Annotated in this window: 20 protein-coding genes; 11 read left to right on the plus strand and 9 right to left on the minus strand. The window is 70.5% G+C overall.

Annotation, left to right across the window (positions count from 1 at the left end; all coding sequences use genetic code 11):
• Nucleotides 1–328 precede the first annotated feature (328 nt).
• From RAB71_RS02725 to RAB71_RS02735, 3 genes are all read left to right on the plus strand, one after another.
• Complete coding sequence (locus RAB71_RS02725; RefSeq protein ID WP_010340283.1) at nt 329–2,416, plus strand: beta-galactosidase; 2,088 nt, start codon at nt 329–331, stop codon at nt 2,414–2,416.
• Nucleotides 2,417–2,635: 219 nt separating this feature from the next.
• Nucleotides 2,636–2,956 carry a DUF3817 domain-containing protein gene (locus RAB71_RS02730; protein WP_029561718.1) on the plus strand — a complete coding sequence of 107 codons (321 nt, stop codon included), beginning with the start codon at nt 2,636–2,638 and terminating at the stop codon, nt 2,954–2,956.
• A gap of 138 nt (nt 2,957–3,094) precedes the next feature.
• A complete protein-coding gene (locus RAB71_RS02735) occupies nt 3,095–3,394 on the plus strand; it encodes a hypothetical protein (protein WP_010340285.1) in 300 nt (99 codons plus the stop codon).
• 27 nt (nt 3,395–3,421) lie between these two features.
• Here RAB71_RS02735 and RAB71_RS02740 read toward each other — a convergent pair whose 3' ends face one another.
• Entirely contained in the window at nt 3,422–4,513 is a 1,092-nt protein-coding gene (locus tag RAB71_RS02740; protein ID WP_010340286.1) for a DUF1615 domain-containing protein, read from the minus strand.
• Between the two features lie 65 nt (nt 4,514–4,578).
• Nucleotides 4,579–5,412 (minus strand): NAD(P)H-dependent oxidoreductase, encoded by an 834-nt coding sequence (locus tag RAB71_RS02745; protein ID WP_010340287.1) that lies wholly within the window; start codon nt 5,410–5,412, stop codon nt 4,579–4,581.
• A gap of 84 nt (nt 5,413–5,496) precedes the next feature.
• Between RAB71_RS02745 and RAB71_RS02750 the strand changes: the two genes are divergently transcribed.
• Entirely contained in the window at nt 5,497–6,390 is an 894-nt protein-coding gene (locus RAB71_RS02750; RefSeq protein WP_010340288.1) for a LysR family transcriptional regulator, read from the plus strand.
• 19 nt (nt 6,391–6,409) lie between these two features.
• Here RAB71_RS02750 and RAB71_RS02755 read toward each other — a convergent pair whose 3' ends face one another.
• On the minus strand, nt 6,410–7,246 hold the full coding sequence (locus RAB71_RS02755) for an SAM-dependent methyltransferase (RefSeq protein ID WP_010340289.1): 837 nt from the start codon (nt 7,244–7,246) through the stop codon (nt 6,410–6,412).
• A 266-nt stretch (nt 7,247–7,512) separates the two neighbouring features.
• On the opposite strand from RAB71_RS02755, the gene RAB71_RS02760 reads away from it, so the two are divergent.
• From RAB71_RS02760 to RAB71_RS02775, 4 genes are all read left to right on the plus strand, one after another.
• The gene (locus tag RAB71_RS02760; protein WP_010340290.1) at nt 7,513–8,388 is read left to right on the plus strand and encodes a DMT family transporter; all 876 of its coding nucleotides are present in this window, start codon (nt 7,513–7,515) and stop codon (nt 8,386–8,388) included.
• Nucleotides 8,389–8,573: 185 nt separating this feature from the next.
• A complete protein-coding gene (locus RAB71_RS02765) occupies nt 8,574–8,921 on the plus strand; it encodes a hypothetical protein (protein WP_010340291.1) in 348 nt (115 codons plus the stop codon).
• Nucleotides 8,922–9,060: 139 nt separating this feature from the next.
• Nucleotides 9,061–10,431 (plus strand): D-serine/D-alanine/glycine transporter, encoded by a 1,371-nt coding sequence (cycA, locus tag RAB71_RS02770; protein WP_010340292.1) that lies wholly within the window; start codon nt 9,061–9,063, stop codon nt 10,429–10,431.
• Between the two features lie 78 nt (nt 10,432–10,509).
• A complete protein-coding gene (locus RAB71_RS02775; RefSeq protein ID WP_010340293.1) occupies nt 10,510–11,430 on the plus strand; it encodes a CorA family divalent cation transporter in 921 nt (306 codons plus the stop codon).
• A 30-nt stretch (nt 11,431–11,460) separates the two neighbouring features.
• Here the strand turns inward: RAB71_RS02775 and RAB71_RS02780 are convergent, their stop codons facing one another.
• A complete protein-coding gene (locus tag RAB71_RS02780; RefSeq protein ID WP_010340294.1) occupies nt 11,461–11,820 on the minus strand; it encodes a hypothetical protein in 360 nt (119 codons plus the stop codon).
• 302 nt (nt 11,821–12,122) lie between these two features.
• On the opposite strand from RAB71_RS02780, the gene RAB71_RS02785 reads away from it, so the two are divergent.
• On the plus strand, nt 12,123–13,022 hold the full coding sequence (locus RAB71_RS02785) for an AraC family transcriptional regulator (protein ID WP_010340295.1): 900 nt from the start codon (nt 12,123–12,125) through the stop codon (nt 13,020–13,022).
• Nucleotides 13,023–13,305: 283 nt separating this feature from the next.
• Here the strand turns inward: RAB71_RS02785 and RAB71_RS02790 are convergent, their stop codons facing one another.
• On the minus strand, nt 13,306–13,779 hold the full coding sequence (locus RAB71_RS02790) for a DUF4410 domain-containing protein (RefSeq protein WP_010340296.1): 474 nt from the start codon (nt 13,777–13,779) through the stop codon (nt 13,306–13,308).
• A gap of 83 nt (nt 13,780–13,862) precedes the next feature.
• Nucleotides 13,863–14,654: a transporter substrate-binding domain-containing protein gene (locus tag RAB71_RS02795; protein WP_010340297.1), complete on the minus strand. Its 792-nt coding sequence runs from the start codon at nt 14,652–14,654 to the stop codon at nt 13,863–13,865.
• Nucleotides 14,655–14,924: 270 nt separating this feature from the next.
• Between RAB71_RS02795 and RAB71_RS02800 the strand changes: the two genes are divergently transcribed.
• Nucleotides 14,925–15,911, plus strand: a complete 987-nt coding sequence (locus tag RAB71_RS02800) for a hypothetical protein (RefSeq protein WP_041500576.1) — start codon at nt 14,925–14,927, stop codon at nt 15,909–15,911.
• Nucleotides 15,912–16,248: 337 nt separating this feature from the next.
• Nucleotides 16,249–17,022, plus strand: coding sequence for a lytic transglycosylase domain-containing protein (locus tag RAB71_RS02805; RefSeq protein ID WP_010343684.1), 774 nt, complete (start codon nt 16,249–16,251; stop codon nt 17,020–17,022).
• 7 nt (nt 17,023–17,029) lie between these two features.
• Here RAB71_RS02805 and RAB71_RS02810 read toward each other — a convergent pair whose 3' ends face one another.
• The 3 genes from RAB71_RS02810 to RAB71_RS02820 all read right to left on the minus strand — a co-directional run bounded on the left by RAB71_RS02810 (nt 17,030) and on the right by RAB71_RS02820 (nt 21,613).
• A complete protein-coding gene (locus tag RAB71_RS02810; RefSeq protein ID WP_010343683.1) occupies nt 17,030–18,541 on the minus strand; it encodes a hypothetical protein in 1,512 nt (503 codons plus the stop codon).
• A gap of 100 nt (nt 18,542–18,641) precedes the next feature.
• A complete protein-coding gene (gene treA / locus RAB71_RS02815; RefSeq protein ID WP_010343682.1) occupies nt 18,642–20,333 on the minus strand; it encodes an alpha,alpha-trehalase TreA in 1,692 nt (563 codons plus the stop codon).
• 362 nt (nt 20,334–20,695) lie between these two features.
• Nucleotides 20,696–21,613, minus strand: a complete 918-nt coding sequence (locus RAB71_RS02820) for a GAF domain-containing protein (protein WP_104609598.1) — start codon at nt 21,611–21,613, stop codon at nt 20,696–20,698.
• Nucleotides 21,614–21,839 lie beyond the last annotated feature (226 nt).

Below are 21,839 nucleotides of genomic sequence, written 5' to 3' on the forward strand. Positions count from 1 at the left end.
TCCAGCGGTTGGGGGAGGCGTGACGCTAGCCAGCGCAGATGACCATTTCAATGTCGCGGTCGTCCAAAGCCGGCAAGTGAGACCGGCGGCGCACCCCAAGCGCTAACGTCTCCTCAATCCACATCAGCGCCTGCGTCGCGCTGCACGATGCGTGCAGCGCGGTGCATCATCCGGCTGCGGCGTGAGGTACGGCGTGCGGATTGTGCGCAGTTGCGCGTGCAAACGCCGCAAGATGCACAAGTGCGCGCATGGCAAAACTGCGCACAATGCAGGCGCCGGCACAGCGCAGGGGGGCGTGCCGGCGTTTCCTCTTGCGAAGGTGTTGCGCATGCCACTGTTCCGTGTTCCGCAACGCTGCGGCGTTGCCCTGTTCGCTGCGATGCTGTCGATCCTGCTCTGCCTGCCGATGCTCGCGCAGGCGCAGGCCACCCGTTATCGCGACGTCGCGCCGCTGTTGCTGGGCGTGGCCTGGTATCCGGAGCAGTGGCCGGAGGCGCAATGGGAGCGCGATCTGGCGCTGATGCAGGCGGCGCACGTGCGCGTGGTGCGGATCGGCGAGTTCGCCTGGAGCCGGATGGAGCCGCGCGAGGGGCAGTACGACTTCGACTGGATGGATCGCGCCATCGCCGCGGCCGCGCGCCACGGCATGGTGGTGGTGCTGGGCACGCCGACCGCGGCGCCGCCGGCGTGGTTGACCCAGGCCTATCCGGATACCTTGCGGGTCAGCCAGGACGGCGTGCGCGACGAGCACGGCAACCGCCAGCAGTTCTCCTTCGCCAGCGCACGCTACCGGCGCTTCGCGCATGCCATCGCCGAACAGATGGCGCAGCGCTACGGGCACAACCCGCACGTGGTCGGCTGGCAACTGGACAACGAGTACGCGCAGTCCTCGTTCGATCCCGAGGCCAAGGCGCAGTTCCATGCCTGGCTGCAGCGCAAGTACGTCAACATCGACGCGCTCAACCAGCGCTGGGCCACCGCCTACTGGAGCCAGACCTACAACGATTTCGCGCAGATCCCGGTGCGCGAGGACGAGGAGAATCCGGCGCTGCTGCTGGAGTGGAAGCGCTTCGTTAGCGACACCTGGGCCGACTATTCGCGCAACCAGATCGACGCGATCCGCCCGCATGCCGATCCGCGCCAGTTCATCACCATCAACACCATGGGCTGGTTCGCCGGCTTCGACGCCTACACCGTGCACAGCGTGCTCGACATCGCCGCCTGGGACGACTACGTCGCCGGCGAGCGCTATGACTGGGTGGACAATGCGGCGCGCCACGATCTGACCCGCGGCTACAAGCACCGCAACTACTGGGTGATGGAGACCCAGCCGGGCTTCGTCAACTGGCGCGCGACCAACGTGGCGCTGCGCAAGGGCCAGGTGCGCGCGATGGCGTGGCAGGCGGTGGCGCATGGCGCCGATGCGGTGTCGTACTGGCAGTGGCGCGCCGCACCCAACGGGCAGGAGGAATACCACGGCACCCTGGTCGGCGCCGATGGTGAGCCGGTGCCGGTGTATGCGGAGATCCAGCAGGTCGGCGCGGAGTTCGCCAAGGCCGGGCCGGCGCTGGCCGGCACCACGCCGCAGGCGCAGGTGGCGCTGATCAACGACTTCGACAGCCGCTGGGCGATCGGCTTCCAGAAGCACGCGGCCGACTTCGATCCGGTCGTGCAGATGAAAAGCTTCTACCGTCCGCTGCGGCAGCAGGCACAGGTGGTCGACGTGGTCTCGACGATGGCGCCGCTGGAGCGCTACAAGCTGGTGGTAGCGCCGGCGCTGAACGTGCTGACCGAGGCGCAGGCACAGCGGCTGAAGGCCTATGTCGAACACGGCGGGCATCTGGTGCTGGGGCCGCGCAGCGGCATGAAGAACATCGACAACGGCCTGCATCCGCAGCGCCAGCCCGGTCCGCTGGCGGCGTTGCTCGGCGGACGCGTGGAGCAGTTCTATGCGCTGGACAAGCCGATCCCGCTGGTCGGTGCGGGCGCCGACGGCAGCGCCAAAATCTGGGCCGAACAGTTGCAGGCCACTGCCGCCGACACCACCGCGCCACTGCACTACGGCACGGCCAACGGCTGGCTGGACGGTGCGCCGGCGTTGCTGACCCGGCGCGTCGGCAAGGGTCGCATCAGCTATGTCGGTGGCTGGTTCGACGACGCCACGCTGGATCGCCTCACCGGCGACTGGCTGCGCGACGCCGACGTGCAGGCGCCGCTGGCCGACGTGCCGGAGGATGTGGAAGTGGGCGTGCGCAGCGATGGCGCGCGCCGCATCGTGGTGCTGATCAACCACGGCGCCACCGCGCACACCGTGCGGCTGCCGGCGTCGATGCGCGCGCTGCTGGGTCCGGCGCCGAGCAACGACACGGTGCAGCTGGCACCCGATGACGTGGCTGTGCTGGAACAGCGTCGCTGAGGACTGCCGCGGTGCGCTGCGGCGCACCGCCGGCCACGCGGTGATGGATCGGTGCGGTGGGTGCACCTATGCCGCGCTCGCCGTGGCCGCGTCGCGCCTGTGCGCCACGCGCAAGGACACGCTCTACAATGCAACTGCCAGCGGGCGTCGCCGCCGCCATCGCGTCGCGGCCTCGTTTCCTCACTGGAGTCGCGTGTGTCCTTGTTTTCTTCCCGTCCGTTGTCGCCGGTGGGCCGGCTGTTCGCCGCTGCCGCCGTGTTCGAAGGCCTGACCTGGGCCGGCCTGTTGCTCGGTATGGTGCTCAAGTACGGCACCCAGACCACCGAGCTGGGCGTGTGGCTGTTCGGCCGTCTGCATGGCGTGGCGTTCCTGCTGTACGTGGTCGCCAGTCTGTTCGCGGCGTTGCGGTTGCGTTGGCCCTGGTGGGCGTGGGCGTTGAGCCTGCTGGCGGCGCTGCCGCCGCTGGTCACGGTGCCGCTGGAACTGTGGTTCCGCCGCATCGGCCTGCTCGGCACGCCAGGGCAGCGCACAGCTGCCTAGTGCTGCGCTTCGGCGCAGGCACGTCGCGGTGTGCGCTGCGGCGCGTTGTGCCGGCGTTCTCCGGCATCGCTCTAGACTGCAGTGCCTAGTGCAGGCGAGGAGGCCATGGGTAAACGCCAACGACGACCGCCCCCGCCAATGCCGACACCCACGCGCCTGCAACGGCTGGTCGCGCGTCTGGAACGGCCGGTGTTGATGCTGATGGCCGTGGTCATGGTGGCGTGCGCCGCGATGAAGCTGTACCTGCTGGCGAAAGCGCTGCAGAGCGGCGTCTACATTGGCGTACCGAGAGCCGGGCCGAAACGGATCTATCTGCTGGCGACCGATCCAGGCGACTATTGGTTCTCGATCGCGTGGGACAGCGTGCTCTGCCTCGTGTTGCTGGCGCTGGCCAGCGCCACGGGCTGGTCGCTGATAGCGCTGCGCAAACCGAAGTAGTGCACTGCCATCGGCGTGTCGCGGCGATCACTTGGCCAGGCAGCGCTGCCACCGCTCGGCCACGCGCTGCGCGAACCAGGCGGTGGTGAGCTTGCGGGTGATCTTCGGACTTTCCAGGGCGATGCCCGGCAGCACCGCGCGTGGCAGTGGCTTGTCGGCATCTCGGTCGGCCAGCGCGAACACCTGGCGATACAGCGCGCTGTCGGCGAAATCCGCTTCGCCGCCGCGTTGCAGTTCGCGGCGGATGGTGCGCGCGTCCATGCCCAGTTGCGTGCTCAGGCTGCGTGCGGCGCGCTCGGTGGCGCCGGGCGTGTCGAGGTCGGCGCCTGGCGTCAGCAGATCGCCATCGAGGGCGAGCGAGATGCCGCTGGCACGCGCCAGCGCGGCCTGGAACGCGGCATTGCGGCTGGCGTACCAGCCGGCATTGAAGTCGGCGAAGCGGTACAGCATCGCCGCCTCGTTGGGGTAGCCGAGCAGGTGGCGGGTGCCGAACCAGATGCCACCGCGGCGGGTGAATACCGCGTGGCGCACACCGTCGCTCAGCGGGTACGGGTAGCCGTCGGTGTGCGCTTCGGCAAAGGCGATGCTCACCTGCATCGGCCCGGCCGTGTGCACCGGGTTGAGATCGCCGAACAGGCGCTGGCCCAGCGGCACGCTGCCGGCGATGTCCTCGAAAATCGTGCTGAGATCCTGTTCGGTACGCGCGGCAGCCAGGCGCTCGGCATAGCTGCGTCCATCCGGCCCGCGCAGCGTGAGCGCCGCATCCAGCGCGAACGCCGGCACATGCACCGCCGCTGCGCGCCGCTGCAGTTCCGCCCGGGCGATCTTGCCCAGTCCCGGCACCGGTGGGTTGGTCTGGTAGGTCGATTCCTGTTCGATCACCGCCAGCACCGCACAGATGTTCTCGGCGTTGGTGCCCAGACTCTGCGATGCCAGGGCCACGTAGACGTCGTCGGCCCAGCCGCGGCGGTCGGGTACCGTGGCAGGGATACGCCGGGCGATGTCGGCCTTGACCTCGCTGGGCGTGCGCTCGGGCATGCGTGGCGCCTGCGTGGCGCAGGCGCCGAGCAGGGCGGCTGCGCACACGGTCAGCAGGCGGACGAAGACGGCGGTGGGCATCGGCGCGGCGGCTCCAACGGAGTGGCGGTCGCCTGCATCCTACAGGTGCGCTGTCGGCACCGCGCCTACGTCGCCGGCGTCGATGCTGTGTGGTCGGATATCGTTGTCGCTTGCGCGTCCGCGTCGAGCACATGGATGCCGAAGCCGCTGCGGCCGGGCGCGAACTCCTCCCGCAGCGTCAGCGCCGGAATCGCGTAGTCGCCGTGATTCTGCTTGCGAAAGGCGATCGGCGCGGCGCTGAACAAAGTATCCAGGCGTTCGCCCAGGGCAGCACTTGTCTGCGCGAAACGCGCCGCATCCATGCGGCCGCTGCGGTAGACCACGAACGGCGGCAGCACGTCGAACCCGGGGTAATGCAGGATGCCGTGCTGGATCGGGAACAGCAGGTCGTCGATCGGCCCGTTGATGCCGCGCGGCGCGTAGTGCGATTCCCAGCCGCCGGCGGTGACGATCAGCATCGCGCGCTTGCCGGCCAGCGTGCCTTCGCCATAGCGATCGCCCCAGTGCGTGTCGGAGTGTTCGCCGACGCCGTAGGCGAAGCCGCAGGCATACACCCGGTCCACCCAGCCCTTGAGGATGGCCGGCATCGAGAACCACCACAGCGGGAACTGCAGCAGCAGCGCGTCGGCCCAGCGCAGCTTGTCCTGCTCGGCGGCGATGTCCGCGCGCTGGCGGCCGCTGGCGAAGGCGCGCTGCGAGTCGCGCGAAGGATCGAAGCGCGCGTCTGCGGCACCGTCCAGACTGTCCTGCGCGTCGACGGTGGTTTTCCAGTCCATCGCATACAGGTCCGACACCTGCACGCGATGGCCGGCGTCGTGCAGGCGTTGTACCGCCGCCTGCTTGAGGGCGCCATTGAGCGAGGCGGGTTCGGGATGGGCATAGACCAGCAGGACGTTCATGCAGGTTCTCGGTGAGGGAAGGTCTCCACGCTAGGCCGCGCTTCGCTATAGTGGAAATGAATTGCCTTGATAGTCGCTATTGCCATGGTTGATCTGCGGCGCCTGGACCTCAATCTTCTGCTGACCCTGGACACGTTGCTCGACACGCACAACGTGACCCGCGCCGCGGCGCGCCTGCATCTGTCGCAGCCGTCGGTCAGCGTGCACCTGGCCAAGCTGCGCGAGGCGCTGGGCGATCCGTTGCTGCTGCCGGGGCCGCGCGGCATGCGCCCCACCGCCCGCGCCGAAGCGCTGCGCGCCCCGTTGCGCGAGGCCTTGCAGGCGCTGCAGCAGGCGGTGGCGCCGGACGCGCCGTTCGATCCGGCGCGCGCGCAGACGCTGTGGCGGGTGGCGGCCAGCGACTATGGTGCTTCCACCGTGCTGCTGCCGGCGATCGACGCCTTGCGCCGGGTGGCGCCGGGGACAACGTTGGCGGTATTGCAGTTGGCGCCGCCGACGATCGCACAGCAGGCCGAACAGGGCCAGATCGACCTGGCCCTGCACACCGTCGCCGACGCGCCGCCCGGCCTGCGCCGGCGCACGCTGTTCGCCGAACACTACGTGCTGGTCGGTCGGGCCGGCCATCCGCGGTTGCGACGTCGCCCGAGCCTGGCCCAGTTCTGCGCGCTCGAGCATGTCATCGTCTCGCCCGATGGTGGCGGTTTCAGCGGCGTCACCGATGCGGCGTTGCGCGCGCGCGGCCTGCAGCGCCGGGTGGTGCTGTCGGTGCCGCACTTCCAGTTCGTCGTTGCCGCGCTCCAGCGCAGCGACCTGGTGGCGATGCTGCCCGAGCGCCTGGTGCGCGACCAGCCCGGCCTGCGGGTGTGCGCGCCGCCGCTGGAACTGCCCGGCTACGAGATGGCCATGCTCTGGCACGAGCGCGTGCACCGCGATCCGGCGCACCGTTGGTTGCGCGAGCACATTCTCGCGTCGATCTGATGCGGCGGAGGCGATCGCCTCAGCGGCGCGTGGCCAGCACCCCGTCCAGCGCCAGTTGCGCGGCGAAGCCGGCCTTCTCCAGGCGTTTGGCCACCTCGCGCGGCACGTCGCGCCCGCTGGTGAGCTTGTTCGGACTGCCGGTGTAGTGGAACAGCCGGCCGCCGCGGCGCAGCAACCGCGCGAGTTGGTCGTAGAAGGTTTGCGCGTAGAGTTCGCCGGCGATGCCGAAGCGCGGCGGGTCGTGCAGGATCGCATCCATCGACGCATCGGCGATGCCGCCGATGGCCGCGCCGACATCGCCATGGGTCAGCTGCAGGCGGCCATCGCTGGCGGCCGGATCCGGCGACCACGGATTGAGCGTGCGCAGCCACAGCACGTCGGCGTTCTTCTCGAACGAGTGCAGGCGCGCCACGCCGGCTTCCAGCGCGCAGGCGGCGAAATAGCCGAGGCCGCCGCAGGTATCGAGCACCTGCTTGCCGCGCGGTTCCACCAGCGCCACCTTGCGCCGCGCGTCCTCGAATGGCGACAGCTGCGCGCTGGGCAACATCTTGATGCCGTCGATCTCGAAGGTCGGTGCGCCCCACTCGGTCGGTACCAGCTTGATCAACGCACCGCCGAAGCGCGACACCGCGGCGAAGTCCTCGCCGTCCCAATAGTAGAGCGTGCGGTCCTTGAGCTTGCCCGGATAGGGATAGTCGCATCCCTGCCACTGCCAGCTTTCAGCGCCAAGCAGGGCCTGGCCCTGACTGCGCTCCAGGTCGAGCGACCCGGACCAGGTGGCGGCGCCGGCATCGCGCGCGGCAAGCAATGCGGTGGCGAGCGGACGGGTGAGCAGGGGGCCGGAATAGCGGGTCACGGGGGATCTGCCGGCGGCAAGGGCGCGGCGCGGGGCTCGGATGCGGGAGCGCATCGTAACCGATGGCTCCATGCACCCGCATCGCCGGCGCGCATTGCCGCTTGCCTGTTCCCAAGGGAAGGTACGTGCCGCATGGCGGCAAGCTGCAGCGATCGAAAGCCCGTCATTTTCATTGCCAGCGCGGCGGCAGCGCCACGACAAAAGAGGGATACTGACCATCCCCCCCACGTACGCCGTCGCAGCGCCGCTGCCGGCCAGGATCGTCCATGCTCAAGGGTGTGCTGCTCGGTTTCGCCTGTTACGCCGCCTACTCGATCAGCGATGCCTTCGTGAAGGGGTTGGAGGGGTCGCTGCCGGCCTACGAGGTGGTGTTCTTCGGGGCGCTGCTGATGCTGTCGGCGCTGCCGTTCCTGAAGAAGCCGGGCGATCGCTGGCGCGAGGTGGTGGTGGCGCAGCGGCCCAGCATCTGGCTGCTGCGCGCGTTCACCGGCGCGGCCGGCAATCTGTCCGCGGTCACTGCGTTCACCCTGCTGCCGATGGCCGAGGCGTTCGCGCTGATCTTCCTGATGCCGATCTTCGTCACCGTGCTGTCGGTGCTGCTGCTCAAGGAGGAGGTGCGCTGGCGGCGCTGGCTGGCGGTGATCGTCGGCTTCATCGGGGTGCTGGTGGTGCTGCGGCCGGGCTTCCGGCACCTGGGGCAGGGCCATGTCGCGGCGATCGTCTGCGGCCTGGTGGGGGCGGTGTCGGTGATCAGTCTGCGCATGGCCGGGCCCGGCGAGAAGCGCCTGACCCTGTACGGCGCCGGCGTGCTCGGCCCGCTGCTGATGGGCGGCCTGCTGATGCTGCCGACCTTCGTCTGGCCGACTTGGCAGCAGTGGATCCTGCTGGCCGGCTACGGCCTGCTCGCCGGCCTGGCCGCGATCTTCATGATGTACGCCTCGCGGTCGGCGCCGATCAGCGCGGTGGCGCCGACCCAGTACAGCCAGATGCTGTGGGCAATCGGCTTCGGCTACTGGCTGTTCCACGATCACCTGGACTGGCCGATGGCGGTGGGCATCGCGCTGATCCTGGGCGCCGGGCTGTTCACCCTGGTGCGCGAGGAGAAGGTCACGCGGTGGTGGCGGCGCACCAAATTGGTGTGAGCGCGGCCGCCTGAGCCGATCTCGGTCGCCACACTGGCGCCGATCAGGAAATCGCCGATACGGCCGCGCACGCAGCGCGGCGATGCTGCCGGCTCACGGACGAGGCAGGGCAGCGGCGCGTGGCCGCGACGGAGCGCAGCGGTCGCCGCGCCATCGGACTTTCCTTATCAAGATCGGAGAACGGCATGATCAACAATGCGATGGAACAATTGCGCGACGCCGCCACCCATGCGGGCGTGCGGGTGGTGGCAGGCGTGGTCGGCGCGGACGGTGCGGTCCACAACGGCGCGGGATATACGGTGGCGCACGTCAGCACCGGGCATTACCTCGTGAGCTTCCAGCCGCCGTTCCAGGCGCTGGACGGGGTCTCGGTGACCCAGATCTATCCCGGCGACGGCAGCACCTGCGACAACGCGGTGATCATCCGCCTGGATGCGGGCCAGGTGCTGCTGAAGACCGGCGACGGCGGCGGCAACCAGTCCGACCGCGACTTCAGCTTCGTGGCGATCGGGCAGGGCGGGGCGCTGGCCTGAGCGACGGCCCCCGCGGCGGGGCGGACGGCATGCGGCGCCGTCCGTGCCGACGCGGGCGCCACCCGGCGCACGCGCGGCTGGCGCGCACTGCCGCCATCTTCTATGTTTGCAGGCTAATCCCCCGCGATGGCCTGCGCCCATGACCGATCCGTCCGCCCAGCCCGACCACCTGCAGCGCAGCCTCTCCAACCGCCACCTGCAGCTGATCGCGATCGGCGGGGCGATCGGCACCGGCCTGTTCATGGGCTCGGGCAAGACCATCAGCCTGGCCGGGCCGTCGATCCTGTTCGTGTACCTGATCATCGGCGTGATGCTGTTCTTTGTGATGCGCGCGATGGGCGAGCTGCTGCTGTCGAACCTGGAGTACAAGTCGTTCATCGACTTCTCCACCGATCTGCTGGGGCCCTGGGCCGGGTTCTTCTGCGGTTGGACCTACTGGTTCTGCTGGATCATCACCGCCATCGCCGACGTGATCGCGATCGCCGCCTACGCGCAGTTCTGGTTCCCGACGCTGGCACCGTGGATCCCGGCGATGCTGTGCGTGCTGTTGCTGCTGGGGCTGAACCTGGTGACGGTGAAGCTGTTCGGCGAAATGGAATTCTGGTTCGCGCTGATCAAGATCGTGGCCATCTGCGCGCTGATCCTCACCGGCGCCGGCCTGGTCGCCTGGGGATTCCAGTCGCCGTCCGGGCACGTGGCCTCGCTGGCCAACCTGTGGAACGACGGCGGCATGTTCCCGATGGGGCTGGGCGGGTTCTTCGCCGGCTTCCAGATCGCGGTGTTCGCCTTCGTCGGCATCGAGCTGGTCGGCACCACCGCCGCCGAGACCGCCGACCCGCGCCGTAACCTGCCCAAGGCGATCAACTCGATCCCGGTGCGCATCCTGGTGTTCTACGTGCTGGCGCTGGTCGCGATCATGGCGGTGACGCCGTGGCGCGAGGTGGTGCCGGGCAAGAGCCCGTTCGTGGAGCTGTTCGTGCTGGCCGGCGTGCCGGCCGCGGCCAGCCTGATCAACTTCGTGGTGCTGACCTCGGCCACGTCCTCGGCCAACAGCGGCATCTTCTCCACCAGCCGCATGCTCTACGGCCTGGCCGAGGAGCGCCACGCGCCGCGCGGTTTCGCCCGGCTCTCGCGTGCGGCGGTGCCGGCGCGCGGGCTGTTGTTCTCCTGCGCCTGCCTGCTCGGCGGCACCGTGCTGATGTACCTGATCCCGAACCTGGTCACCGCGTTCACCCTGGTCACCACCCTGGCCGCGGTGCTGTTCATGTTCGTCTGGTCGCTGATCCTCTGCGCCTACATCGCCTACCGGCGCAAGCGCCCGCAGCTGCATGCGGCCTCCGCGTTCAAGATGCCCGGCGGCGTGGTCATGTGCTACGTGTGCCTGGCGTTCTTCGCCTTCGTGCTGGCGCTGCTGACCCTGCAGGCCGACACCCGCCAGGCGCTGTTCGCCAGCCCGGTGTGGTTCCTGCTGCTGGGCGTGGGCTACGCGTTGAAGCGCCGTAGTGCCTGAACCGGTGCGCGCGGCGGTCGTTGACGCTCCGCGCGCGCTGACGGATGCTCGCGGCCTTTCCTGCGCGAGCCCGTCCCGATGATCACCATCCACCGCTTCGGCGGCACCTCCGATACGCCGGTGTGCTGGGTGGACCTGTGCCGGCCGAGCGAGGCGGAGCTGGCCGAGGTCGACGAGAAGGTCGGTTTCGCGGTGCCGACGCGCGCGGCCATCGGCGAGATCGAGTTCAGCAGCCGGGTGCGGGTGGAAGGCGAGGTGCTGTTCCTCAACGTGCCGCGCTTTCAGGACGAGGACGGGCCGACCGCGCCGCTCGGGTTCGCGGTGTCGCCGCGGGTGCTGGTGACCCAGCGCGAGCAGCCGATGGCCTCGCTGGATGCGGTGGCCGCGCAGCTGCAGCATAGCCCCTGCCGCAGCAGCGACGACCTGCTGCTGCGCCTGCTCGACGAACTGGTCGGGCGCCTGGCCGACCGCCTGGAAGCGCTGGAGGCGCAGATCACCGAAACCACGCGCGCGGCCTTCGCCAAGCCGCATGCGCGGCACAAGTCGCGCCACCTGGAGCGGATGCTGCACGACGTCGGCGACATGGGCCGGCGCCTGGGCGGCATGCACAACGCCGGCCACGGTCTGCTGCGCGTGGCCACCTACCTGGACGACGCCGCGCCGGACTGGTTCGGCGAGGACGCGGCCAAGCGCATCGGTCTGTTGCACAAGGATCTGGCCACCCTGATCGAATTCGAGCAGCACCTGGACGACCGCATCGAGTTCCTGCTCGACAGCGTGCTGGGCATGATCAACGTCGACCAGAACAACGTGATGAAGGTGATGGCGGTGGCCTCGGTGGTCGGCATCCCGCCGACGGTGCTGGTCGGCATCTGGGGAATGAACTTCGCGCACATGCCCGAGCTGAAATGGCACGACGCCTACTACTGGGCGCTGGGCGTGATCGCGCTGAGCATGCTGTTGCCGCTGGCCTGGTTCCGCCGGCGCGGCTGGGTCTGAGCCAGCCGCGCACGGCGCAGGCCGTGCAGGTCACGCCGCCAGGCTGTCGGCCTCGGCGGCGTCCTCCTCCCGGTCGCTTTCCTCGCCGCTGACGTGCTGCACCGCGGCGATATCCCACGACACCGTGTCCGGATCGATCAGGGCGTGGATCGCCGCGCCCTGCAGTTCGCGCATCAGCCGCCGTGCCGACGCGGTGCCGTGCGCCACGCTGTCCCACAGCACCATGTCGACCACGCTGCCGTCGCGGCGGCGGGCGATGCGCCGCGAGCGGAAGCCGGGCTGGCGCTGCAGCCAGGCATCGACCTCTGCGTTGGCGCGCAGGAAGGTGCGCCAGGTGCAGTCGAGCAGGCGGAAGGTGGCGATTTCCAGGGCTTCGGTATGGGGATGCATCGGTCTCTCCTGCGGTCTGCGTCGCCCGCATGGCACGCTGGCGGCGACGCGACAGCGCGACGAGGGGCATGGGGAAGGGACAGGGCCGTACGGCTGGAACAGGCGGGCGGGGGCGGGCGTTCCGGAGCGGCGCCGGTAGGGGAACCGGCCGATATAGGATGCTGGCCCGCGCCGCGGGCGCGTTAGCGCGATCCAACGGAATTCTTGTACGATCCTGCAAGCCGCGTCGCGCCGTGGTCCGCGCCGGCGCAGCATCGTGCAAGCTTGCCTTCCTCCTTTCGCACGCTACGGCGCCTTTGCCGATGACCGCGCTCGCCCACCGCTACCAGGAAATGGCCGCCCTGGTTGCCCGATTGGCCACGCCCGATGGCGACCACGAGACCGCTATCGAGGGCTTCTTCTGTTCCTACCGCTCCGCGCCGTCGCCGAAGACGCACACCGCGCAGTGGCCTGTCTTCGCGCTGGTATTGCAGGGCGAGAAGTGCCTGACCCTGGGCAACGAGGAGTACCGCTACGGCGTCGGCACCTTTCTGCTGGTGACGCTGGATCTGCCTGTGGTCTCGCGCATCACCCAGGCCAGCCCGGAACAGCCGCTGCTGGGCGTGGGCATGTCGATCCGGCCGGACCGGCTGCGCGAACTGCTCGAGCGGATTCCGTTGCCGCCGCAGGTCGGCGCCGAACGCCCGCGCGGGGTGTCGGTCAACACCGCCTGCCCGGACCTGCTGGACGCCACGCTGCGCATGCTGCGGCTGCTGGAACGTCCGGCCGACATCGCGGCGATGGCGCCGCTGATCGAACAGGAGATCCTGTATCGCCTGCTGGTCGGACCATGCGGGCCGAACCTGCTGCGCATCGCCCAGGAGGACAGCCCCAGCAACCGCATCGCCAAGGCCATCGCCTGGTTGCGCCAGCACTACGCCGAACCGCTGCGGATCGAGGACCTGGCGCGCCAGGTCAACATGAGCGTGTCCTCGCTGCATCACCATTTCAGCGCGGTCGCGGCGATGACGCCGTTGCAGTACCAGAAGCAGTTGCGTCTGCGCGAGGCGCGGCGGCTGATGGTGGTCGAACGCATGGACGTGGGCGCCGCCGGCTACCGCGTCGGCTACCAGAGTCCATCGCAGTTCAGTCGCGAATACAGCCGGCTGTACGGACGTTCGCCGCGCAGCGACCTGGCCGAGCAGCTGGGCCTAGCTGGCTGAGCGTTACTGGTACTGCGCGGGCCGCCTTGCGCATCTGACGTGCCGCTGCGTGATCGACGACAGCGCATCGCGCATCAATTCGAAGCGCGTGTCGTAGGAGCGGCTTCAGCCGCGACGGGCTTTACCGGGAACGCTCCGTCGCGGCTGAAGCCGCTCCTACGGAGCAAGCTGCATGCGGCGTGCGTGTCGTGGGATCGGATGATGCGAGGGGCGCTGCAGACAGCGCGGCATTTTGCCTATGTACCCGCGCAGGACCGCTGCGGTCCTGCACGGGCGGTAAGCACTACTGCAGTTGCTTGAGCCGCGCGACGATCTCCTGCGCGTGGCGCTCGATCAGGCCTTCGGAGGTGCCCCAGGCGGTGCTGTTGGTCGACTCCACATCGAACTGCGCGGCGGTCTTGCCGTTGGCATCGGCGACGCTGATGCGGCTCTTGATCTTGTCGCGCCCGGCCATGATGCCGGCCCAGAAGCGCGCGCCATTGCTGCGCATGTAGTAGTGATCGATGACGATGGTCATCTTGCGCGCATTGGCCTGGCCCTGTGTGCCGTGCAGGTGCGCCGCGTCCAGTTGCGCGTCTAGCTGGCGGCGGAACATGGCCAGACTTTCGGCATCGGTGTCGTCGTTGCCGGTGAGCTGGTACCAGTAGGTTTCGGCGGTGGTCGCCTTGTAGCTCTGGTGCACCACGCTGTTGGTCGCACAGCCGGTCGCCAGCAACATCACGCTCAGCAGCGCGAGCGTTTTCCATTGCAGTTTCATGCTCTCTCCTTGTTGGGTCTCCATGCCGGGGCGAACGCCGCCGGCCGCGCAGCATAGCGGCTGCGCGCGGGCAGGCGGTAGGTTCAGGGGATTGGTTCCGGATCGCCCAGCCACGCCGCCACGATCCGTGCATAGGCGCCGCTGGCCTTGCTCAGGTGCAGCCACTGGTCGACGTAGGCCTTCCAGGCCATGTCGTCGCGCGGCAGCAGGAACGCCTTCTCGCTGTACTGCAGCGGCCGCTGCGGCGCCACCGCGCACAGACCGGGCACCTGGCGCTGCTGGAAGCGCGCCTCGGAGGCGTCGGTGATCATGACGTCGGCGCGGCCCTCGCGCAGGTCGCGGAAGATGGCGGGGTTGTCGTCGGACAGCAGCAGTTGCGCATGCGGCAGTTCGCGGCGGGCGAACGCCTCGTTGGTGCCGCCGCGCGGTTCGATCACCCGCACCTCGGGGCGGTCGATCTGGGCGATGTCGCGGTAGCGCGCCTGGTCGACGCAGCGCACCAGCGGGATCTTGCCGTCGACCTCCAGCACCGCACTGAACCACGCCTGGCGTTGCCGCGGCAGCGAGACCGAGATGCCGCCGACGGCGATGTCGCAGCGGTCGGCGTGCAGGTCCGGCAGCAGCGTCGGCCAGCGCGTCGGTACCCATTGCAGCGTGACCTCCAGGCTGTCGGCCAGCGATTGCGCCAGGGCGATGTCGATGCCTTCGTAGGTGCCGTCGCTGCGCAGGCGGCTGTAGGGCGCGTAGTCGCCGGTGGTGCACACGCGCAGCACGCCGCGTTGCAGGACGCTGTCCAGGTGCGAGGGCGCGGCGTACGCGGGCAGCGCCAGCGCCAGCGCGGCGCCGAGCAGGGCGGTGGCCAGGCGTCGGGTCATGCGGTTCTCCTGCGGCAGGGCGGGCGTCGGGGCCCGCTGGCTGTACGCCGGCTGTCGCGCCGGCCGGGCGCGTCACCTTAGCCGGTTTCCTCATGCGCCGACGCAATCCCTGGCGCGACAAGGCCTTGCGTGTCCGCAGCGGCGGCAGGTGGCGGCGTGTCGCGGCCCGCCGCGCGCGGCGGCACGCGCCGGCAACGGAACTCCCGGCACGCTGTACCGGTCCGTCCCCCACATTCGCCCCAGCCGCCTGCCCATGGATCCTCGACCGTCGTGACCGCCCTCCCTGCGCAAGACCGTTGGCTGCAGCTGTGGGCGGCACTGGCGACCGCGATGATCCTGGCCTTGCTGGGGCGCCTGCTGTGGGGCGCGCCGTCGGCGCCGCCGCGCGCGGCGGCCGAGGATGCGCTGCGCCTGGTGTTCCTGCCGCGGCAGCCGGCGCGTCGCGCGCCGGTCCCGCCGCTGGCCTCCACGCGTGCGCCAGCGACGGCCGCGCGGATGCCGGCCGCGGCGCGGCAACCGCACGCCGCTCCCGCGCCGACTTCCTCGTCGACGCCGCCCGCGCCCGCTGCGGCTGCCACCGGCATGGCGGCGACGCTCTACACCGGCGATGGCCATCCGCGCCTGCCCGATGGGGTGGCGGTGGATCCGTTCGCGCAGGCGCAGGGCACGCCGCCGGGGACGCTCAATCCGCGCGATGTCGCCAAGTCCAAGCGCCTGCTCGAGCGACCCAATCCGATCGACTATCGGTCCACCCGCTTCGACAAGGACTGGGCCAGCGACGGCACCCTCGGCGACGTTGCCGTGCAGGGCATCAACCGCGCGATCAAGCAACTGTTGCCCAAGAACACGCACCAGTCGGCGGTGGCGCGGCCGCCGCCGGACGTGCGGTTCAATCCGGCGCTGCACGAACGCCCCAGCGACCTCGGCAGCGAGGCGACTGGCGATGCCTACAAGGCCGCCCCGATCGCGTTCGAGAAGGCACCCGGGCTGGACGGCGAAGCCAGCCGGCGGATTCGCCAGGCCCTGGCCGACCTGCAGCAACGGCGCGGCGCCTGCCCGGCGGCACAGCGCGAGCGCCTGCTGACGCCGGTGCGCGAGCACCTGGACGCGTTGCTGCACGTGGAAACCGCAATGGCCAAGGGCGCCGATCCGATCCGCGCGCAGCAACTGCTGCCGCGCGCGGCCGACAGCGCCTACGACCTGGCGCGGCGCGCGCTGTGGTATGCCGACCAGAAACTGGCGGCGTGTGCGCCGTAGGCGGTGATTCGAGCTTGGCAGCGTCGCGGCTGAAGCCGCTCCTACGGGTGTGCTGCCCTCGGGTTGTCGGAGGCGCTCTTCAGCCGCGCAGGCGGAGGATGCGGTGTATTCGACCTTGGCAGCCGTCGGGACTGAAGTCCCCCCCACAGTGCACCCAGCCAGCTTGCCGGATGTCTGTAGGAGCGGCTTCAGCCGCGATGGCTTTCCCGATAAAGCATCGCGGCTGAAGCCGCTCCTACGAGGGTGCGCTGTCGGACAGCGCGCCGAACCCCTCCATCACCCGCCTCGACATGCGCTGCGCGATGATGCGCGCCCGCCCCATCCGAGCGTGTCGCCGATGTCGCTTGCCCGTGCCGCGCTGTGCCTGCTGCTGTGCTGCGGCGTCGCCGCCGGCGCGTCCGCGCGCACGGTGTACCGCTGCGTGCGCGATGGCACGGTCAGCCTGGCCACCGCACCGGAACCGGGCTCGCGCTGCACGCCGAAGGAGCTGGACGATGCGGCGATCGCCACACCCAACCTGTGGGGCAACCTGGGCGTGTTCAGCGGCACCCTGTACGAGCGCGAGCAGGATGGGCGGTTGGTCTACTCCACGCGCAACCTGCCGGGCTCGCGGCCCTACCTGCGCTTCACTGCGGTGACGCCGCCCGGGGAGAGCGCGCATCCCGGCCTGGGCAAGCTCGGGGCGCCGCAACTGCAGGCGCATGCCAAACAGTTCCGCGCCGCGGCGCGCGCCACCGGGGTGGACGAGCCGTGGCTGCGCGCGATCGCGCATGCCGAGAGCGGCTTCGACGCCGCCGCGGTGTCGCCCAAGGGTGCGCAGGGGGTCATGCAATTGTTGCCGGAGGTGGCCAAGGAATACGGCGTGCGCGATCCGTTCGCGGCCGACCAGTCCATCGACGGCGGCGCACGCTACATGCGTGCGCTGCTGCGTCGCTATGGTGGCGATCGGGTGCTGGCCGCAGCCGCCTACAACGCCGGCATCGGCACGGTGACGCGTTACGGCGGCGTGCCGCCGTACGCGGAGACCCGCGAGTACATCGACAAGGTGATGGCGCTGTACCAGCGCTATCGCACCGCGATGGGCATCGCCGTGGAAACGCCGGCGCAGTAGCGCGGCGTCAGCGCAGGCGCTCGATCAGGCGGGACAGCAGCCTGCCCAGCGAGAAGGGAATGCGCCCGATCTGCGCGGCGTCGCGCTGGTCGAGCCGCGCCAGCAGCCGCGCGAAGGTCTCCACCTGCTGCTGCGCATACGCCGGGTCCAGGCGGGCGATGCCGCCCTCCGGCAGGACCTGGCACAGGTAGTCGGGGATCGGGCAGGTGGCCACGACCGGGATGCCGGCCTGGTACAGCGGCTGGCCCTCGCCGAGCATCGCCACCTCCAGGCGCGGCGACAGGGTCAGCGCGCGCAGCTTGCTGCGCCCGGCGCACGCCTGCCGGTACAGCGCATCCAGTGCCGGCGTGGCCGTGTACACCAGGTCCCGTTCCAGCTTGCCGGTCGGTGCCGGCGCGCCGGCCGCCAGGTCGTCGCGCCATTCGGTGCAGCCGAGGTGCTCGATGGTGATGCCGGCCACCGCGCGCGCGTGGCTGCCGCGGCCGTCCCACAGCTGCGGGTGCCGTTGCAGCCACGCCGAGGTCGCCTGGCGTCCGTGCACGCCGATCTGCGGCAACTGGAAATGGCCGGTGACCAGCACGAACACCAGGGTGCGGCGGCGCGCCGCGCGTGGCAGCGCGGCGAAGGCGTGGGCCAGCGCCAGCACGCCGGCCGCACCGTTCTCCTCGCAGGCGTTCGGTCCATCGGTATGGGTGTTGACGATGAGCGTCTCGTCCTGGGCGCGGCCGGGCAGCACCGCATGCAGCGTGTCGGTGGTGGTGTCCTGCAGCGTGGCATGCAGGGTCAGCCGCGCCTGCCTGCGCTGCGCGGCCGCGGCACGCAGCGCCTCGGCGTGGCGTGCACTCACCCACACTGCCGGAAGGTCGCGGTACGGCGTGATGAACGGCAGCACCTGGCCGTGCAGTTGCGCCTCGGAAACGCCCTCGAACACGCAGATCACGGCGCGCACGCCGTGCCGACGCGCCTTGTCCAGCGCCACCGCCTGCAGGCCGGTCAGCAGCGGGGTGGTGATGGGCGATGCGACGTCGGCGTCGCCGTCAGGCAGCCGCGCCTTGCGCTTGAACGCCAGCGTCAGCAAGGTTCGATCGAGGTCGCGACGGCGCAGGGCCACCACCGCGATCTTGCCGCGCGCCTTGCGGAACGAGCGCGGGCGGCCGTCGAACCAGACCAGTTCGCCGGCGAGGCCGTCGGGCGGGGTGACGCCGGAGTAGGGCAGGGGCGCGGCGACCGCGATCGCACTGCCGTCGTCCAGGGCCAGGTGCGTGGCATGCGCCGTCCAGCGACGCAGCGGCAGGTGGTCGCGCTGGACCTGCAGGCCCAGCGCCTGCAGTTCGGAGGCCAGATAGTCGATCGCCGCGGCGTGCGCCGGGCTGCCGGTCAGGCGTGGGCCGAACCCGTTCAGGCGTTCGATCCAGTGCCACAGCTGCGCCTGCGACGGCAGGCCGCGCAGCACGGCGGCCTGTGCGGCCGCGTCCTGGTCGGCCACGTCGCCGACGTCGGGGGCGACGGTCGCGGTCATCGCCCACGCGCCTGCCTGCCCTGCGCAGGCCGCCACGCCCCACGGCGGCTTCGGCGCCAGGCGCGTGCCCCGGCCGGGCGCGGTGTGGACCCCGGGCGACTCAGGGCAATGCCGGCTCCGGTTCCGGCTGCGTGCGCGGCTGCGGCGCGGTGGGCGCGGTTGCGGCCGGGGCGTTGTACAGATCCATCAGCAGCAGGGTGACGCCGTTGGTCCAGCCGAAGCCGTCCTGCAACGCGTACTCGCCGCCGCCGCCGCCCTTGGCCTGCGCGTCCACGCCGTACTTCTCCACCAGCTTGTGCTGCTGCGCGAACAGCGCCTGCACCCGCGCCAGGAAACGGCTGCCGATGCGCTGCGCCAGCGTGTCCTGGCCGTAGCGGCGCAGGCCGTCCACGGCGATCCATTGCAGCGGCGCCCAGCCGTTGGGTTCGTCCCACTGCTGGCCGGTGTGCAGGCGCGTGGTCGCCACGCCGCCGGGGCGCAGCAACTGCGCCTGCACGGTGTCGGCAGTGCGCTTGGCCCGCGCCGGCGAGGCAACGCCGACGAACAGCGGGTACAGCGCCGCGGCGGTGACCTGCTCGCGCAGCCGGCGCTGCTGCCAGTCGTAGTCGGCGTAGTAGCCGGCATCGCTCCACAGGTGCTTGTCGATCGCGGTCTTGCGGGCGCTGGCCAGGGCGGCATAGTCGGTGTCGCAGCCGGGCGCGCCCGGGTTCTTGGCGCAGGCCAGGGCCAGGGTGGTCTCCAGGTGGTAGAGCAGGCTGTTGAGGTCGACCGGGACGATCGCGGTGGTGCGGATGCTGGCCAGGGTCTTGCGGTCGCCGAGCCAGCGGCTGGAATAGTCCCAGCCGCTCTCGGCACCGGCGCGCAGGTCGCGGTAGACCTCGGCGGCGGGGCGGTCCTTGGCCTCGGCGGCGGTGCGCACGTCGTGCAGCCAGGCTTCCGGGCGCGGCGTGTCGCGGGCGTCCCAGTAGCGGTTGAGCAGGCTGCCGTCGGCCAGGCGCACCACGTGCGCATGCGCGCTGCCTGGGGCCAGGGTCTGCGCGCCTTCCATCCAGTACGCGTATTCCTTCTGCAACTGCGGCAGGTAGCGCGCCCAGGCGGCATCGCCTTCCACCTTGGCCTGCAACTGCACCATGTGCGAGAAGAACGGCGGCTGCGAGCGGCTCAGGTAGTAGGTGCGGTTGCCGTTGGGGATGTGCCCGTAGGTGTCGATCAGGTAGGCGAAGTTGTCCAGCATCTGCCGGCTGCGTTCGTGCTCGCCGCTCTCCACCAGGCCGAGCATGGTGAAGTAGGAATCCCAGTAGTAGACCTCGCGGAAGCGCCCGCCCGGCACCACGTAGGGGTGCGGCAGCGACAGCAGGCTGCTGTAGGGCGGCACGTCGACCTGGCGGCGCACCAGCAGCGGCCACAGCGCGTCGATGTGCTCGCGCAGGCCGGTGTCCTGGCGGATCGCCTCGGTCTGCACCGGGCCGGATTCCTCGAAGTTGGCGGCGACGAAACGGCGCAGGTCGAAACCGGGCTGCTGGCGCTGCGCCAGATAGTCGGCGTTGATCAGCGCCGGGTCGCGCAGCGGCAGCGCGTCGACGAAGTGCTTCTGGTCGTCGAACAGTTCCTGCTGCTGCACCGCCTGGAACAGTTCCGGGTAGGCCAGGTCGGGCGTCTGCGGCGGCGGCACCGGGGCGGTCAGCGTCGTCGCGGGACCGGCCTCGGCCATGGCAGTGTCGACGTTGCCGAGCAACAGGCCGAGTGACAGGCTCAGCAGCGGGGTGCAGCAGGGAGGAGCGGCATGGCTCATGTCGGGTCCAGAGCAGGATGCGTGCGGCATGGTAAACGACCGAAGCGGAGACGGGGCGCGCGGCCGTCCCCGGAGGTGCGGCTGCCGATCCTGCCCTGGCGGCCGCGCGCCGCCCGGCTCGCACCGGTGAGGGACCGCAACGCCTGGGGTGATGCAAGAACGGGGCCGCTGGGGGCGGGGCGTGGTGGTCCGTCGCCGGGGCGGCCGGGAGGTCTCTTCAGCCGGTGGGGGGCGTCGCCTGCCGGATCGGGGCTGTGGGTCGTCCAGCGCGCGGCCAGGGCCGGCGCGCGTGAGTGCGCGCCCGCTGCGCCGATCAGGGCTGCCAGCGCGCCACGCGCGCCGGTCGGCGGTCCGCCAGCCGGTCAGGGCGCCCGCGGCGGCTGGCGATCCTTCTCGGCGCTGAGCGCGGCTTCGGCGCGCAGGAACACCTGCCCGATCGGCTCGTCCGCCCGCGTGGCCTGGGCGTCGCCGACCAGCACGGTCAGCCCGAGCGCCTGCTGCCGCGCGGCGATCTCACGAAGGCCGCGCAGTTTCTGCTCGGCATCGGCGCCGTGCAGCATGACGATGAACTCGGCGTGCTCGGTGGCGCGGTCCACCGTGTCGGCGCCGCCATCGTGCACGTAGCTGGCCAGGGTGCGGTCGAGCTGCTGCAGGCTGCTGCCCAGCAGGCGTTCGCTCTGCCGCTCGGCCAGCGCGGCCAGTTCCTGCACTTCCAGGATCACCACCCGGTAGCGGCCATCGGCGGCGGCGTCCACGCTGGTGGCCGGATGCGCCTGCAGCAGCGCCTCGCGTTCGCGCTGCAGGGCGCGGCGGCGTTCATCGAGCAGGCGCATCGCGGTGCGCGCCAGCGCGCGGAGACCGTCGCGCTGGGTCTCGGTGAGCTGGCGCGGCGCGGTGTCCAGCACGCAGACCGTGCCCAGCGCGACACCTTCTTCGGTGACCAGCGGCATGCCGGCGTAGAAGCGCGCGCCGGTGTCGCCGCGCACCATCTGCAGGTCGGCGAAGCGCGGGTCGTCGGCGAGGTCGGGCACTTCCAGCATGTGCTCGGGCTCACGGATGGCGTGGTCGCATACCGCCTGGCTGCGCTCGGTCTGCGGCAGTTCCAGGCCGATCCGTGCCTTGAACCATTGGCGGTCGCGGTCCAGCAGCGACAGCAGCGCGATCGGCGTGTCGCACAGCGCGGCGGCGATCTGCACGATGTCCTGGTAGGCGGCCTCGGGCAGGCTGTCGACGATGCGGTAGCTGTCGAGGACACGCTGGCGCTGGGCTTCATCGGTCATGGGCGGCGTCGGGTCTGGTGCGGATCGCGAGGCGCAGCACCATACCGCAGAGCGTGGCGAGGTCGCGTGGACAAGCGCGCAAGCGTGACGCGGTGCACGCGAGATCCTGCGTGCGCGGCATGGCGTCGCGGATGATGACGGCCCCGGGCGATGCGCCGGATCCGTAAATGGACCGTGATAGGATCCGCATTTCCCAGGCTGTCCAATGACGCCGGAGTGGCGCGCT

The organism is Xanthomonas sacchari, assembly GCF_040529065.1.
GTDB lineage: Bacteria > Pseudomonadota > Gammaproteobacteria > Xanthomonadales > Xanthomonadaceae > Xanthomonas_A > Xanthomonas_A sacchari.